Raw genomic sequence first — 13,714 nt, 5'->3', positions numbered from 1 at the left:
AGATCAACCCTTCACTGCGCCGGAGGTCAGGCCGGCGACGATCTTGCGCTGGAAAATCAGGACGATGATGATGATCGGGATCGTCGAGACGACGGCTCCCGCGGCCAGCAACGAGGCCGGGCGGTTGAACGGGTCGGCCCCGACGAAGAAGGACAGGGCCGCTGGGATCGGTCGGGCGCTCTCCGTCGAGGTGAGCGAGATCCCGAAGACGAAGTCGTTCCACGCGAAGAAGAACGTCAGGATCGCGGCGGTGAAGACACCCGGCGCGGCGAGCGGCACGATCACCTTGCGGAAGGCCTGCCACGACGTGGCGCCGTCGACCTGGGCCGCCTGCTCGAGCTCCCACGGGATCTCGCGGAAGAACGCCGAGAGGGTCCAGATCGCCAGCGGCAGCGTGAAGGACATGTAGGGGATGATCAGGCCCGGCCAGGTGTCGTAGAGGCCGATGGTGCGCCACATGTCGAAGAGCGGCCCCACCAGCGACACCACGGGGAACATCGCGATCGCGAGGGCCATCGTCAGCACGAACTTCTTGCCCTTGAACTCCAACCGGGCGATGGCGTAGGCCGCCAGCGTCGCGATGATCACCGAGAGCAGCGTGGCGATCAGGCTGATGCCGATCGAGTTGAAGATCGCACGGCGGAACTGGTCGTTGGCCAGCACGTCGCTGTAGTTGGCCCACCCGGCTCCGTCACCGTCGGCCGGGAGGAAGCCCGGGCTGCCGTTGGTGATCGCGGTCTGGGACTTGAAGGACAGGGAGATGATCCACGCGACCGGCAGCAGGCACCAGACCAGGATCAGGACGCAGCCGACGGCTGTTCCGAGCTTTCTCATGACGTCGTCACTCCTGTCGCGCTTGGGCTAGGTCGACCCGGAACAGCTTGACGATCAAGGCTGCGATGAGCAGGACCGAGAGGAAGAGCAGCACGGAGAGGGCAGAGCCCATGCCGAGCTGGAACTGCTCGATGGTCTGGCGGTAGGTGAGGAACGAGATCGACTCGGTGTTCACCGCACCCGCGGTCATGACGAAGATGTTGTCGAAGATCCGGTAGGCGTCGAGGGCGCGGAAGAGGACCGCGACCATGATCGCGGCCCGCATGTTGGGCAGGATCACCTTCCACAGCCGCTGCCACCAGGTGGCGCCGTCGACCTTGGCCGCCTCGATCATGTCCTCCGAGACCTGCGCCAGCCCGGCGAGCAGCAGCAGCGACATGAAGGGCGTGGTCTTCCAGATCTCGGAGACCATGATCGCCACGACAGCCGGGGTGGTCTCGCCGAACCAGTTGAACATCGGGTCCAGGCCCGGGATCCAGGAGTTGACGAAGCCGTTCTGGTAGCTGAAGGCGAACTGCCAGGCGAAGCCGGAGACGACGGTGATGATGCCGTAGGGGATCAGGATCGAGGTGCGGATGACCCCTCGGGCGAAGACGACGCGGTGCATCACCATCGCGAAGACGAAGCCGATCACCAGCTCGATCGCGACCGTGACGACCATGTAGAGCACGGTGATCCCGGTGACCTTCCAGAACAGCGGGTCGCTGAGCGCGGTCGTGTAGTTGCCCAGCCCGACGCCCTCGCGGTCCTCGGGTGCGGTCAAGGAGTAGCTGAAGACCGAGAGGTAGAGCGCGCGCAGCATCGGGAACGCCGTCACGAGCAGCATCACGACGATCGCGGGAGCGACGAGCTTCTGGCCCAGCCGGTTCTCGCTGCGGGAGCGGCTGCTGGTCTCGGGGGCGTCGGAGCGGCGCTTGGCCTCCGACGGTGCGGTCGCGGTGCTCACAGGAGGGCCTTCCCTGCCAGGACGTCCTTGAGGAACTGTGCCGACTCCTCAGGGGTGGTGTCGGGGTCTACCGACTGGGGCGAGTGCCACACGCTCTGCACCGCTGCCGAGATGGTCGCGTAGTAGGCGCTCTTGGGACGCGGCCCGCCGGAGTCCACGCTCTCGCTGTAGAGCTCGAGCAGGTCGGCGGGGTAGGCCTCGGCCAGCGCGGGGTCCTCGTAGGCCGACGTGCGTGCCGGCATCAGGCCCTCGTCGACCGCGAGCGCGACCTGGGCCTCGGGGCTGGTGACGCAGGCGGCAGCCTCGAGCGCGAAGTCGGTGTTCTCGGAGAAGGCCCCGACGCCGATGTCGATCCCACCGATCGGCGGCTTCGACTCCTCACCGGCCACCGTCTGCGGGTAGCGGGCGTAGCCCAGGTCGTCGAAGTCCTCCTGGGTGAGGTCGCCGGTCTCGATCAGGCCCTCGTAGTTCTTGTAGACGAAGGTCCAGTTGGTCATGAACTCGCCGGCGCCGTCGTCGGGGTACATCAGGCCCAGGCTGGTGCCCTCGTTGGACGTGCTGAGGTCGGGCTGGGCCGCGTCCGAGTCGGCGAGCTGCTGGATCACCTCGGCGGCGGCGCGGCCCGCGTCGGAGTCGATGTCGACCGATGCGTCCTTGCCGGCCTCGTTGTCGCTGATGATGTCGCCACCGGCGCCCTGGATGAGGGCGTTGATCCACACGACGTAGGCCTCGTACTTGTTGGCCTGGACGCCGACCGTGCCGTCGTTGTCGGCCGCTGCCTGGATCACCTGCTCCCAGGTGACCGGCTGGCTCATGTCGAGACCCGCGGCGTCGGCCAGCGACTTGCGATACCAGAGGACCTGGGTGTTGGCCCACTGCGGGAACGCGTAGACCCCGTCGTCCCAGGTCACCGTCTCGGCCGCGCCGGCGAGGACGTCATCGTCGGTGGCGCTCGTCGCGTAGTCGTCGGGGAGCCGCTCCAGCCAGTCGGCGTTGGCGAACTCCGCGACGAAGACCGGGTCGAGGCTCATCAGGTCGGTCGACGTGTCGCCGGCGGCGAGGCGTCGGGCCAGCTGGGTGCGCTGGTCGGTGGCACCGGCCGGGAGCAGCTGCACCTCGATGTCGTAGGCGTCGGTGCTGCAATGCTCGGCCAGGGCGGTCAACGTCTCCACCCCGTCGGGGTTGACGTACCAGTTGAGGGTGGGCTTCCCGGAGCCACCCGAGCAGGCCGCGAGGAGACCGCAGGCGAGCGCCGCCACCGCGGTCGCCGCGACCCCTCGAGCTCGCGTCGTTGGATGCGTCATGGCGTCCTTCCGAGTTGACGCGGCCCTGGTCCGAGAGTGGCCTGGGTCACAGTCCTAGTCCTATCAGGGGCGTGGGGGATGTGACCACCAGTGCCCGTTGGGGCGAGGTCCATTAGGGTGACCCACGTCACTTCACAACGGATCGTCCGGCACGTACCTGCCGGTGAAGGAGCAAGAAAATGGCAACAGTCACGTTCAAGAAGGCACAACGCTGGTTTCCCGGGGCGGACAAGCCCACGGTGCCCGGCATCGACCTGGAGATCCGCGACGGGGAGTTCATGGTCCTCGTCGGACCCTCCGGCTGCGGCAAGTCCACGACGCTGCGGATGCTGGCCGGGCTCGAGGAGGTCAACGAGGGCAAGATCTTCATCGGTGACAAGGACATCACCGACCTGCCCCCCAAGGACCGCGACATCGCGATGGTGTTCCAGAACTACGCGCTCTACCCGCACATGACGGTCGCCGACAACATGGGCTTCGCGCTCAAGATGGCGAAGGTTTCCCCGGAGGAGCGCAAGAAGCGCGTGGCCGAGGCGGCCGCGATCCTCGGCCTGACCGACTTCCTCGACCGCAAGCCCAAGGCGTTGTCGGGTGGCCAGCGCCAGCGCGTGGCCATGGGTCGCGCGATCGTCCGCAGCCCGCAGGTCTTCTGCATGGACGAGCCGCTGTCCAACCTCGACGCCAAGATGCGCGTGCAGACCCGCACCGACATCGCCAAGCTCCAGGCCGACCTGGGTGTCACGACCGTCTACGTCACCCACGACCAGGTCGAGGCGATGACGATGGGTGATCGCGTCGCGGTGATGAAGGACGGCGACCTGCAGCAGGTCGACACCCCGCTCAACCTCTACGACAAGCCGGTCAACCTCTTCGTCGCCGGTTTCATCGGCTCCCCGCAGATGAACCTCATCAAGGCGACGGCCAATGACGGCCGGGCCCAGATCGGTCAGTACCAGGTGCCGGTCGACCCGACTGCTGCGAAGCGGATGGAGGGCAACATCACCGTCGGCGTCCGTCCCGAGTCCTGGCGTGTCGTCAGCGCCGAGGACGGTGGCCTGCCGGTCAAGGTGACGGTCGTCGAGGAGCTCGGCTCCGACGGCTTCGTCTACGGCACCTCCGACGTCGAGGGCACGCCCAACCACATCATCGTGCGCGTCAACGGCCGCGACACCGTGCACAAGGGCGAGACGATCTACGTCACGACCGACCCGCACAGCGTGCACGTGTTCGACACCGACACCGGGGCCCGCCTCAGCGAGTGACCACCTGAGTCCGGATCGTCGGCGGCCCGTCATCCCTCGTGGGTGGCGGGCCGTCGTGCATCAGCGGGCGCGGTCCGCGGTGCGTCGGATGGCGCTGACGAAGGTCTCGAAGAGGGCGGGCGGCACGTCGTGGCCCATGCCGTCGATCAGCAGCAGCTCGGCGCCGGGGATGGCCGCAGCGGTGGCCCGCCCGCCCGAGACGTGGACCATCTTGTCGGCCAGCCCGTGCACGACCAGGGCAGGCATCTGCAGGCTGTGCAGCCGTGGGCCCCGGTTGGGCTGGGTGAGGATCGCCAGCATCTGACGCATGACGCCGCTGGCGCTGACCCCGCGGTCGAAGGTCTCGCCGGCGCGAGCCGTGATGCGCTCGTCGGTCTGGGGGTAGGCGGGGGAGCCGATCATCTTCCACAGCGTCGCGCTGGACCTGATGTAGGCGTCGCGTCCGACGCCACGGTTGGCGAGCAGCGACGACAGCAGGCCCGGGTGCTGCCACCCGACGGTGCGCTTGCCGGTGGTCGACATGATGCTGACCAGGCTGCGCACGCGGCGCGGCTCGGCGATCGCCATGGTCTGCGCGATCATCCCGCCCATGGAGACCCCCACGACGTGGGCGGACTCGACGCCGAGGTGGTCCAGCAGCCCGAAGCCGTCGTCGGCCAGGTGGACCAGGGTGTAGGGCGCCCTCACCCGGGTGCCGGCGAACGCCCGCAGGAGCGTCGTACGACGCACGCGGGCGCCGCTGCGGCTCGAGCGGCCGGTGTCGCGGTTGTCGTAGCGGACCACGTAGAACCCGCGGCGCGCCAGCATCGTGCACAGCTCGTGGTCCCACCAGGTCATCGGCCCACCGAGCCCCATGACGAGCAGCAACGGCTCGTCGTCGGGGCTCCCGAAGGTCTGGTAGCAGAGCTCCACACCCGGCGACACGGGGGCGAAGAGCTCGCCGGAGACCGCCACCGGCACCGCGGCGGGGGTGGTGTCGGACTGCCGGCGCGCGCGTGGGGACATGTCACCGAGTGTCTCCCACGGGTGAGGAGGTGTCTTCGAATGGTCCGGATTTCCCACATACCCGTGTTACGTCCGCGTAACGTCGTCCAGATGAGCACCTCCACGCTGGCCTCCTTCCTCCTGCCGGAGGGCTATGCGCGGCCCGCGCTGGTGGCCGTCGCTCGGGAGGCGAGCCTCGTCACCGAGGCCGGCCGCTACGCGCTGCGCTCCGTCGACGACCGCCGCACCCGACGCAGCACGCCCTACACGGGCCGTGGGCCGGTGCGGGCACCCGACCCGGTGCTGCTCGTGCCGGGCTTCCTGGCCGGTGACACGTCCCTGGCGTTCATGGCCAAGGCGCTGCGGGGTCAGGGCTACCGCACCTACCGCTCGATGATCCGCGCCAACATCGGCTGCACCCTCAACGCCGCCGCCCAGCTCGAGGCGCGGCTGGAGTCGATCGCGATCCGCCGTGGCACGCGGGTGCAGATCGTCGGCCACAGCCTCGGCGGGATGCTCGCGCGCGGGATCGCCGTGCGCCGCCCCGACCTGGTCTCCGGGATCATCACGATGGGCAGCCCGATGCTGGCGCCGGGTGCGCACCACCGCGCCCTCACCGCCGGGGTCGACGTGCTCGTGCGGCTCAGCCGGGCCGGGGTGCCGGGCCTGATGTCGGAGGAGTGCGTCGGCGGCAGCTGCGCACGTCAGAGCTTCGACGAGAGCCGCTCCGCGGTGCCCCACGACGTGGCCTTCACCGCGATCTACTCCAAGCGTGACGGGATCGTCGACTGGCGCGCCTGCGTCGACCCCGCGGCGCACGCCATCGAGGTCCGGGCCTCCCACGTCGGGATGGCCGTCGACCCGCGCGTCATCGACCACGTCGTCGGGTCGCTGCGCCGGCAGGCGCAGCCGGTCTCAGTCGAAGTCGATCGCGGAATAACTGCGTAGCTTCTGCAGCTTGTGCTCGCTCGTGATCGAGCGGATCGTGCCGCTGCGCGAGCGCATCACCAGCGAGTGGGTGGTCGCGCCACCGGAGCGGTAGCGCACGCCGCGCATCAGGTCGCCGTCGGTGATCCCGGTGGCGACGAAGAAGCAGTCGTCGCCGGTGACGAGGTCGTCGGTGTGGAGGACGAAGTCGCGGTCGAGGTTGTGCCCGGCGTCGAGCGCGCGCTGGCGCTCCTCGTCGTCCTGCGGCCACAGCTGACCCTGGATCACCCCGCCCATGCACTTCATCGCGCAGGCGGTGATGATCGCCTCGGGCGTGCCGCCGATGCCGAGGAGCAGGTCGACGCCGCTGTCGGGACGGGCGGCCGAGATGGCGCCGGCGACGTCGCCGTCGACGATGAACTTGATGCGGGCGCCGGTGGCGCGGATCTCCTCGGCGAGCGCCTCGTGGCGCGGGCGGTCGAGCAGCATGACGGTGACGTCCTCGGGCTTGCTGCCCTTGGCCTTGGCGACCTGGTGGATGTTCTCCGCGACGGGGAAGCGGATGTCGACGACGTCGGCGGCCTCGGGACCCGTCGCGAGCTTGTCCATGTAGAACACCGCGGACGGGTCGTACATCGAGCCGCGCGGGGAGACCGCGAGCACGGCGACGGCGTTGGCCATGCCCTTGGCGGTCAGCGTGGTGCCGTCGATCGGGTCGACGGCCACGTCGCACTCCGGGCCGGTGCCGTCGCCGACCTTCTCGCCGTTGTAGAGCATGGGCGCGTTGTCCTTCTCGCCCTCGCCGATCACGACGGTGCCGTTCATGCCGATGGTCGAGATCATCACGCGCATCGCGTTGACCGCCACGCCGTCGGCGCCGTTCTTGTCGCCCTTGCCCACCCAGCGGCCGGCCGCCATCGCGGCGGCTTCGGTGACCCGCACCAGCTCGAGCGCGAGGTTGCGGTCGGGGGACTGGGGCGCGACGTCCAGGGTGGGTTCCATGGTCGGCATCGTAACGGTGTCCGTCACCTCGAGCGGTCCGCCGCGTAGGTCTGGACCGCCGTCTCCTTGACGGAGAGCCACACGTCGCGGCCCGGGGTCAGCCCGAGCTCGGTGGCCGCGCCGGGGGTCACGTCGGCGAGGAGCTCCCGGGGGACGGGTCCGTCGGCTGCGACCAGGAGGCGTACGGCGTCGCCGTGGGGCGCGACGCTGGCGATCGGGCCGTGCCACTGGTGGCGCGCGGAGCCCTCGGGACGGTGCACCGACACGGTCACCGAGCTGGGGGTGAAGGAGCGGTAGGTCTCGCCGTCGCGGATGACGTTGAGGCCGACGAGGCGCGCGACGTGCTCGGTGAGCGGGCGGGCCGCCACCTCCTGGGGGCTGCCGGACTGGGCGACCCGACCCTCGTCGACCACCAGCACCCGGTCGGCCAGGGTCAGCGCGTCGATCGCGTCGTGGGTGACCAGCAGGCTCACCCCGCCGTAGTCGGCCAGGTGGCGGGCCAGCTCGATCCGCAGGCTGGTGGCGACGCCGACGTCGAGTCCCGCGAACGGCTCGTCGAGCAGCAGCAGCTGCGGGTCGGACGCCAGGGCGCGGGCGATCGCGACGCGCTGGGCCTGGCCGCCGGAGAGCTCGCCCGGCTTGCGACCGGCCAGGTGACCGATGGCGAAGCGGTCGAGCCACCCCTGCGCGACCTGCTCGGCCGCGCGCCGCGGCGTACGACGGGACTGGAGACCGAAGGCCACGTTGGCCAGGGCGGTGAGGTGGGGGAAGAGCGACTGGTCCTGGAAGACGAAGCCGAGGCGGCGCTCGCGCACCAGCCGGGGCGGGTCGGTCCAGCTCTCGCCGTCGACGGTGACGTGGCCGGTCATCTCGACCAGGCCGGCCAGCGCGCGCAGCAGGGTGGTCTTGCCGGCGCCGTTGGGGCCGATGACGGCGACGACCGAGCCGGGCGGCGCCTGGAGGGTCGCCTCGAGGCGGTCGGGGACGCGGATGCTCGCGTCGAGGCCGGTCCTGGTCCCGTTCCTGGTCTCGGTCATGGCGTCGTCAGCCAGCGGTTGCGCAGGGCGGCGAGGATCGCGACGGAGGCGAGCAGCAGGATCATGCTCAGCGTGCGTGCGAGCGCGGGATCGCCCTGGAGGGTCGTGTAGATCAGCGACGGCATCGTCTGGGTGGTGCCGGGGTAGTTGCCGGCGAAGGTGATCGTCGCGCCGAACTCGCCCAGCGAGCGGGCCCAGGCCAGCACCGACCCGGCGAGGATGCCGGGCATGGCCAGCGGCAGCGTGACCCGGCGGAACGTCGTCCAGCGGGTGGCGCCCAGGCTGGCGGCGACGACGTCGAAGCGCTCGCCGGAGGAGCGCATCGCGCCCTCCACGCTGAGCACGTAGAACGGCATCGACACGAACGTGTGGGCGATGACGACGGCGCCGGTCGTGTAGGGCAGCGTGATCCCGCCCTCGCGCAGCAGCGGGCCGACCAGGCCGTTGCGGCCGAGCGCGGTGACGAGGGCGACGCCGGCGACGACGGGCGGCAGGACCAGCGGCACGGCGACCGCGGCGCGCAGCACTGCTCGGCCGCGGAAGTCGACGCGGGCCAGCAGCCAGGCCAGGGGGGTGCCGAGCACCAGGCACGCGACCACCGTGGCGCCCGAGGCGACCGCGGTGAGGCGCAGCGCCTCCCGGACCGGCTGGCTGCCGAGCTGGTCGAGGAAGGTCGACCAGGGGGTGTCAAGCACGAGGGCGACCAGGGGCAGCACCAGCAGTGCGGCGGCGAGCGCGGCGGGGACGACCAGGACCGCCGGTGGTCGACCGAGGGTCTGCCGGGTCGTCGGGTCGCTGCGTCGGGACATTAGCTCGGCGGGCCGAAGCCGGCGTCGGCGAGCACCTGCTGGCCGACCTCGGAGAGGACCAGGTCCACGAACTCCTGGGCGAGGTCGGACTCCTCGGACTGCACCAGCGGCGCGATCGGGTAGGAGGTGACCTGCTCGGCTGCGCCCGGGATCTCCACGGTGGTGACCGCGTCGCCGGCGGCGACCGCGTCGGTCGCGTAGACGAAGCCCGCGTCGGCCTCGTCGGTGGCGACCTTGGACAGCACCGCCTTCACGTCCACCTCGAGGCTGGAGGGCTCGGCAGTGAGGCCGGTGCTCTCGATCAGGGCCGCGGCGACCTTGCCGCACGGGGCGGTGTCGACGCAGACGACGTAGGTCACGTCGCCCGAGCCCAGGTCGTCGTAGGAGGTGATGCCGGCCGGGTTGTCGGCCGGCAGCGCCACCACCATGGTGTTGGTCGCGAAGAGCTGCGGGTCGGCGGCCAGGGCCTCGCTCGCGTCGTCCATCGTCGCGGTGTCGGCCGTGGCCAGCACGTCGGCGGGGGCGCCGCCGACGGCCTGCTCGGCCAGCGTGGCCGAGGAGTCGAAGGCGAGCTTGACGGTGACGCCCTCGTGCTCGGCCTCGAAGTCCTCCGCGAGCGCGGTGAAGGTGTCGGTGAGGGAGGCCGCCGCGAGCACGGTGATCGTGGTGTCGCTCGCGCCGCTGTCGTCTCCGCCGTCGGAGCCGCAGGCGGCCAGGGGCAGCAGGAGGGCGAACGCGACGAGCTGCCTGGTCACACGGGTCCTCATCAGGGACGCTCCACGACGACGTTGGTGGACTTGACCGAGGCGACGGCGCGCACCCCGGGGCGGAGGCCGAGCTCGTCGGCCGCCTCGGCACTCATGAGCGACACGACCCGGTAGGGCCCGCAGATCAGGTCGACCTGGGCCATCACGGTGTCCTTCTTGACCCGGACGACGATGCCCGTGAGCCGGTTGCGGGCACTCACGGCGGAGGCCCGATCGGGGTCGGGGTCGCGGCCGTCGGCGAGGGACTCGGCCAGCGCGGCCAGGTCCTCACCGGCGATCGTGCTGCGCCCGTCGACCGAGGCGGCCGCGACCTTGCCGGCCTCGACCCAGCGGCGCAGGGTGTCGTCGCTGACGCCGAGGATCTCGGCGGCCTCCGCAACTCGGTAGGTGCTCACGCGCAGATCATGCCGCATGTGCGGTCAGGTGACCAGCCACAAGGCCGCAACTGCGGCTGTCAGGCTGAGCGGGGTGGCGACCAGCGAGAGCCGGTGGAACTCCCGGAGGCTCGGCCGGTCGCCGTGGCGCTCCAGGTGGCGCGCCCAGAGCAGGTTGGCCAGCGAGCCCGAGTAGGTCAGCCCGGCGCCGATGTTGAGGCCGAGCAGCGCGGCGAGGATCGCGGTGTCGCCGAGCGGGGCCAGGAGGGGTACGACGAGCAGCGTCGCGGACAGGTTGGTCAGGAGGTTGGCCAGCACGGTGGCGACGAGCGCGATGAGTGCCAGCGCGGCCAGGGAGGTGGTGGTCGGCAGCACCTGCGCGACCAGGTCGCCGAGGAAGCCCTCCGAGATCGCGGCGACCACGACCCCCAGCGCCAGCACGAAGGCGGCGAAGCCCAGGTGTGCCGCGCGCAGCACGTCGCGGGTGCCGGCCAGGCCCCTCGCCCGACCCCAGACCGCCAGGACCAGCGCTGCTGCTGCGGACACGGCGTACGGCTCGATGCCGAGGGGGGAGGTGACGGCGAAGCCGGCGAGCATCAGCACGACGACGACCACCGGGACGAGGGGGAGGGGGACGGGCCCGGGGTCCTGCTGCGGTGCGGGGGTCGCGGCGAGCTCGCGCCGGAAGGCGACGCGCAGCACGACGTACTCGACCAGGAGCACGACCGCCAGGACAGGCGCCATGGTGAGCGCGAACTCGGTGAACGTCAGGTCGAGGCGGGGCAGGGCGAGCAGGTTGGTGAGGTTGGAGACCGGCAGCAGCAGCGACGCGGAGTTGGCCATGCGCAGGCACGCGTAGGCGCCCGGCCGGTGGGACGTGCCCATCGCGACGGCGGCACCGACGACCACCGGTGTCAGCAGGACGACGGTGGCGTCGAGGCTCAGGACGGCCGTCACCGCGGCGGCGACGAGGAAGGCCACCGTGAACAGGCGCCGTGGGCCGGCGCGGAGCAGCTGGCCGGCGGCGGCGAAGAGGCCGGCGCGGGCACAGACGTCGGAGACGACCAGGATCGTGGCGAGGAACGCCACGACCGGGGCGAGCTCGCGGACGGTCCGCCCGGCCTCGTCGAGGCTGACCAGCCCGGTGGCGAGTGCGGTGGCTGCGGCGCCGAGCGCGACGAGGGCCTCGGTGCGACCCGTCGGGTGCCGGTAGGCGGTGACGAGCAGGGCCAGCAGGGCGCCGACCGCGACGGCCTCGGCCGCGAGGTGGGCGAGGGTCGGCACGCGGCGAATGTACGGCACCTGTGACACTGGTCCGGTGAGCGAGAGCGGGACGCCCGGGCGTTACAACAGGTCGGTCGACGGGCTGGTGGCCGCGCTGGTCATCACCGTCGTTGCGGTGCTGGCGTGGGTGCTCTTCCGCGCGCTGACCAGCCAGGACGAGGAGATCGAGCGCGACGCCGTCGACTACCTCGAGACCGTCCAGCTCGCCCAGGACGCCGACGTCGAGATCGCCTATCCCCCCACGCTGCCCGACGGCTGGAAGGCGACCAACGTGACCATCGTGCCGGGGGAGCGGCCGGCCTTCGGCCTGTCGATCCTCACCGACGCGGGCACCTTCGTGGGCGTGCGCCAGGAGGACGAGGCGCTCGACGAGCTGCTCGCGACCTTCGTCGACGAGGAGCCGGACAACATCTCCGAGGAGGACGCGCTCACCGTGGACAGCCCGATCGCCACGACCTGGGAGGGCTACTCCGACGAGGGCGGCGACCTCGCCTACACCGCCGAGCTCGGCGAGGAGCGGCTGCTGGTCTACGGGTCGGCCAGCCAGGCCGACCTCACGCTGCTGATCGAGCTGCTCACCACGGACCCGCTCACGCCCTGACGCTCCGGCGGTCGAGCAGGGCGCTCCGGCGGTCGAGCAGCGAGCGCAGCGAGCGGTCGTCGAGACCCCGGACGCCTACGCGTCGTCGGCCTCGATGACCGCGTCGAGCCGCTCGCGCGCGCCGTCGAGCCAGGTCTGGCAGACCGTGGCGAGCTGCTCACCGCGCTCCCAGAGCGCCAGTGACTCCTCGAGCGTCGTGCCGCCGGTCTCCAGACGGCGGACGACGTCGAGCAGCTCGTCGCGGGCGGCCTCGTAGGAGGGGGTCTCGTCGGTCATGCGGGCTCGTCTTCCTCGTGCGCGGACGCGGGGGCTGGATCGGGGGCTGGATCGGGGGTGGTCGCGGCGACGGTGGCGGCGATGCGGCCGTCGGCGACGCGGATGCTGATCTGCTGCTTCGTCGCGAGCCCGTCGATCGACGTCACGACGTGACCGTCGGCATCCTGGAGCACGGCGTAGCCGCGCTGGAGCGTCGCCAGCGGCGAGAGGGCGCGGGCACGCGCACGGTGGTGGCCGATGTCGTCGGCGGCGCGGTCGAGGGCGTGGCGCAGTGTGCGGCGAGCCCGCTCACGCAGGGCGACGAGCTCGGCGTCGCGCGCGTCGAGCAGGGAGCGCGGATCGGCCATCGACGGGCGTGAGCGGAGCTGGTCGAGGCGCGACTGCTCCTGGTGGATCCGACCGCCCACGGCCTGGCGCATGCGCAGCCGGGCCTGGCCGATGCCGGCCAGCTCCTGGTGCACGTCGGGGACGACCAGCTTGGCGGCGTCGGTGGGCGTGGAGGCGCGCACGTCGGCGACCAGGTCGAGCAGCGGGGTGTCGGGCTCGTGGCCGATGGCGGAGACGACCGGGGTGCGCGCCTTGGCGACCGCGCGGATCAGGCCCTCGTCGGAGAACGGCAGGAGGTCCTCGACGGCTCCGCCACCTCGGGCGATCACGATCACGTCGACGGTCGGGTCGCGGTCGAGCCGGTCGAGCGCCTCCATCACCTCGGCGGCCGACCGGGTGCCCTGCATGGCGGCGTGCCGGACCTCGAAGGCCACCGCCGGCCAGCGCCGGCGTGCGTTCTCGAGCACGTCGCGCTCGGCGGCCGAGTTGGGCGCCGTGACCAGGCCGACCTTGCCGGGCAGGAACGGCAGCCGCCGCTTGCGGGCCTGGTCGAAGAGACCCTCGGCGGCGAGGAGCTGGCGCCGCTGCTCGAGACGGGCTAGCAGCTCGCCCAGCCCGACCATCCGGATCTCGCGGGCGTAGAGCGACATCGTGCCGCGGGTCGCGTAGTAGGACGGCTTGGCGTGGATCACGACACTGGCGCCCTCGACGAGCGGCGGGTTGAGGCCGTCGTACATCACCCGCGAGCAGGTGACCGGCACCGAGATGTCGGCCACCGAGTCACGCAGCGTGAGGAAGACCGTGCCCACGCCCGGTCGCCGGCTCACCTGCGCCACCTGCCCCTCGACCCACACGGCCCCCAACCGGTCGACCCAGCCGGAGATCGCGTTGGCGATCTGCCGCACCGGCGCCGGCGACTGGGGTGAGGTGTCCAGGGCCATGCGGTGACCCTAGGACACCGCGGCCGGCGAGACGCCGCC

The 13,714-nt window shown here is 71.3% G+C and carries 15 protein-coding genes; 3 read left to right on the top strand and 12 right to left on the bottom strand.

From position 1 onward, the window contains the following. Positions 1 to 3 precede the first annotated feature (3 nt). The 3 genes from AAG827_RS04600 to AAG827_RS04590 are packed head-to-tail and all read right to left on the bottom strand — an operon-like array spanning position 4 to position 3,084. Complete coding sequence (locus tag AAG827_RS04600) at positions 4 to 834, bottom strand: carbohydrate ABC transporter permease (protein ID WP_341924648.1); 831 nt, start codon at positions 832 to 834, stop codon at positions 4 to 6. 7 nt (positions 835 to 841) lie between these two features. Continuing rightward, positions 842 to 1,780: a sugar ABC transporter permease gene (locus AAG827_RS04595; protein WP_341924647.1), complete on the bottom strand. Its 939-nt coding sequence runs from the start codon at positions 1,778 to 1,780 to the stop codon at positions 842 to 844. Further along, positions 1,777 to 3,084: an extracellular solute-binding protein gene (locus AAG827_RS04590; RefSeq protein ID WP_341924646.1), complete on the bottom strand. Its 1,308-nt coding sequence runs from the start codon at positions 3,082 to 3,084 to the stop codon at positions 1,777 to 1,779. The genes AAG827_RS04595 and AAG827_RS04590 overlap by 4 nt, the downstream gene beginning before the upstream one ends. A gap of 179 nt (positions 3,085 to 3,263) precedes the next feature. Between AAG827_RS04590 and ugpC the strand changes: the two genes are divergently transcribed. After that, positions 3,264 to 4,346, top strand: a complete 1,083-nt coding sequence (ugpC, locus tag AAG827_RS04585; protein WP_341924645.1) for a sn-glycerol-3-phosphate ABC transporter ATP-binding protein UgpC — start codon at positions 3,264 to 3,266, stop codon at positions 4,344 to 4,346. 60 nt (positions 4,347 to 4,406) lie between these two features. Here ugpC and AAG827_RS04580 read toward each other — a convergent pair whose 3' ends face one another. Beyond that, positions 4,407 to 5,351 (bottom strand): alpha/beta hydrolase, encoded by a 945-nt coding sequence (locus tag AAG827_RS04580; RefSeq protein ID WP_341924644.1) that lies wholly within the window; start codon positions 5,349 to 5,351, stop codon positions 4,407 to 4,409. A 90-nt stretch (positions 5,352 to 5,441) separates the two neighbouring features. Between AAG827_RS04580 and AAG827_RS04575 the strand changes: the two genes are divergently transcribed. After that, positions 5,442 to 6,278 carry an alpha/beta fold hydrolase gene (locus tag AAG827_RS04575; protein ID WP_341924643.1) on the top strand — a complete coding sequence of 279 codons (837 nt, stop codon included), beginning with the start codon at positions 5,442 to 5,444 and terminating at the stop codon, positions 6,276 to 6,278. On the opposite strand, the gene glpX is transcribed toward AAG827_RS04575, so the two are convergent. Genes glpX through AAG827_RS04545 form a run of 6 tightly spaced genes read right to left on the bottom strand, consistent with a single transcriptional unit; the run spans position 6,246 to position 11,530 of the window. Further along, positions 6,246 to 7,268, bottom strand: a complete 1,023-nt coding sequence (gene glpX / locus AAG827_RS04570; RefSeq protein ID WP_341924641.1) for a class II fructose-bisphosphatase — start codon at positions 7,266 to 7,268, stop codon at positions 6,246 to 6,248. The genes AAG827_RS04575 and glpX overlap by 33 nt on opposite strands. Positions 7,269 to 7,282: 14 nt before the next feature. Further along, positions 7,283 to 8,296: an ABC transporter ATP-binding protein gene (locus tag AAG827_RS04565; RefSeq protein ID WP_341924640.1), complete on the bottom strand. Its 1,014-nt coding sequence runs from the start codon at positions 8,294 to 8,296 to the stop codon at positions 7,283 to 7,285. Then, the gene (locus AAG827_RS04560; protein ID WP_341924638.1) at positions 8,293 to 9,105 is read right to left on the bottom strand and encodes an ABC transporter permease; all 813 of its coding nucleotides are present in this window, start codon (positions 9,103 to 9,105) and stop codon (positions 8,293 to 8,295) included. Before AAG827_RS04560 ends, AAG827_RS04565 begins: the two co-directional genes overlap by 4 nt. After that, on the bottom strand, positions 9,105 to 9,860 hold the full coding sequence (gene modA, locus AAG827_RS04555; protein ID WP_341924636.1) for a molybdate ABC transporter substrate-binding protein: 756 nt from the start codon (positions 9,858 to 9,860) through the stop codon (positions 9,105 to 9,107). Before modA ends, AAG827_RS04560 begins: the two co-directional genes overlap by 1 nt. Positions 9,861 to 9,871: 11 nt before the next feature. Continuing rightward, positions 9,872 to 10,267 (bottom strand): helix-turn-helix domain-containing protein, encoded by a 396-nt coding sequence (locus AAG827_RS04550; RefSeq protein WP_341924635.1) that lies wholly within the window; start codon positions 10,265 to 10,267, stop codon positions 9,872 to 9,874. Between the two features lie 24 nt (positions 10,268 to 10,291). Further along, a complete protein-coding gene (locus tag AAG827_RS04545) occupies positions 10,292 to 11,530 on the bottom strand; it encodes an SLC13 family permease (protein ID WP_341924634.1) in 1,239 nt (412 codons plus the stop codon). Positions 11,531 to 11,564: 34 nt separating this feature from the next. Between AAG827_RS04545 and AAG827_RS04540 the strand changes: the two genes are divergently transcribed. Continuing rightward, positions 11,565 to 12,131: a DUF4245 family protein gene (locus tag AAG827_RS04540; RefSeq protein ID WP_341924632.1), complete on the top strand. Its 567-nt coding sequence runs from the start codon at positions 11,565 to 11,567 to the stop codon at positions 12,129 to 12,131. 75 nt (positions 12,132 to 12,206) lie between these two features. Here AAG827_RS04540 and AAG827_RS04535 read toward each other — a convergent pair whose 3' ends face one another. Then, the gene (locus AAG827_RS04535; RefSeq protein WP_341924631.1) at positions 12,207 to 12,407 is read right to left on the bottom strand and encodes an exodeoxyribonuclease VII small subunit; all 201 of its coding nucleotides are present in this window, start codon (positions 12,405 to 12,407) and stop codon (positions 12,207 to 12,209) included. Then, positions 12,404 to 13,675, bottom strand: coding sequence for an exodeoxyribonuclease VII large subunit (xseA, locus tag AAG827_RS04530; RefSeq protein WP_341924630.1), 1,272 nt, complete (start codon positions 13,673 to 13,675; stop codon positions 12,404 to 12,406). Before xseA ends, AAG827_RS04535 begins: the two co-directional genes overlap by 4 nt. Positions 13,676 to 13,714: the final 39 nt, after the last annotated feature.

Origin of the sequence: Nocardioides psychrotolerans (assembly GCF_943371775.1) — a bacterium.
Classification (GTDB): Bacteria; Actinomycetota; Actinomycetes; order Propionibacteriales; family Nocardioidaceae; genus Nocardioides; species Nocardioides psychrotolerans_A.
Note: the sequence above shows the minus strand (reverse complement) of the source record. Positions and strands in the feature narration are given on the sequence as shown.

Excerpts from the sequence above, each read along its gene's own strand:
- AAG827_RS04600 (WP_341924648.1), bottom strand. The coding sequence starts at position 834 with ATGAGAAAGCTCGGAACAGCCGTCGGCTGCGTCCTGATCCTGGTCTGG.
- AAG827_RS04590 (WP_341924646.1), bottom strand. The coding sequence starts at position 3,084 with ATGACGCATCCAACGACGCGAGCTCGAGGGGTCGCGGCGACCGCGGTG.
- ugpC (WP_341924645.1), top strand. The coding sequence starts at position 3,264 with ATGGCAACAGTCACGTTCAAGAAGGCACAACGCTGGTTTCCCGGGGCG.
- AAG827_RS04580 (WP_341924644.1), bottom strand. The coding sequence starts at position 5,351 with ATGTCCCCACGCGCGCGCCGGCAGTCCGACACCACCCCCGCCGCGGTG.
- AAG827_RS04575 (WP_341924643.1), top strand. The coding sequence starts at position 5,442 with ATGAGCACCTCCACGCTGGCCTCCTTCCTCCTGCCGGAGGGCTATGCG.
- glpX (WP_341924641.1), bottom strand. The coding sequence starts at position 7,268 with ATGCCGACCATGGAACCCACCCTGGACGTCGCGCCCCAGTCCCCCGAC.
- AAG827_RS04565 (WP_341924640.1), bottom strand. The coding sequence starts at position 8,296 with ATGACCGAGACCAGGAACGGGACCAGGACCGGCCTCGACGCGAGCATC.
- AAG827_RS04560 (WP_341924638.1), bottom strand. The coding sequence starts at position 9,105 with ATGTCCCGACGCAGCGACCCGACGACCCGGCAGACCCTCGGTCGACCA.
- AAG827_RS04535 (WP_341924631.1), bottom strand. The coding sequence starts at position 12,407 with ATGACCGACGAGACCCCCTCCTACGAGGCCGCCCGCGACGAGCTGCTC.
- xseA (WP_341924630.1), bottom strand. The coding sequence starts at position 13,675 with ATGGCCCTGGACACCTCACCCCAGTCGCCGGCGCCGGTGCGGCAGATC.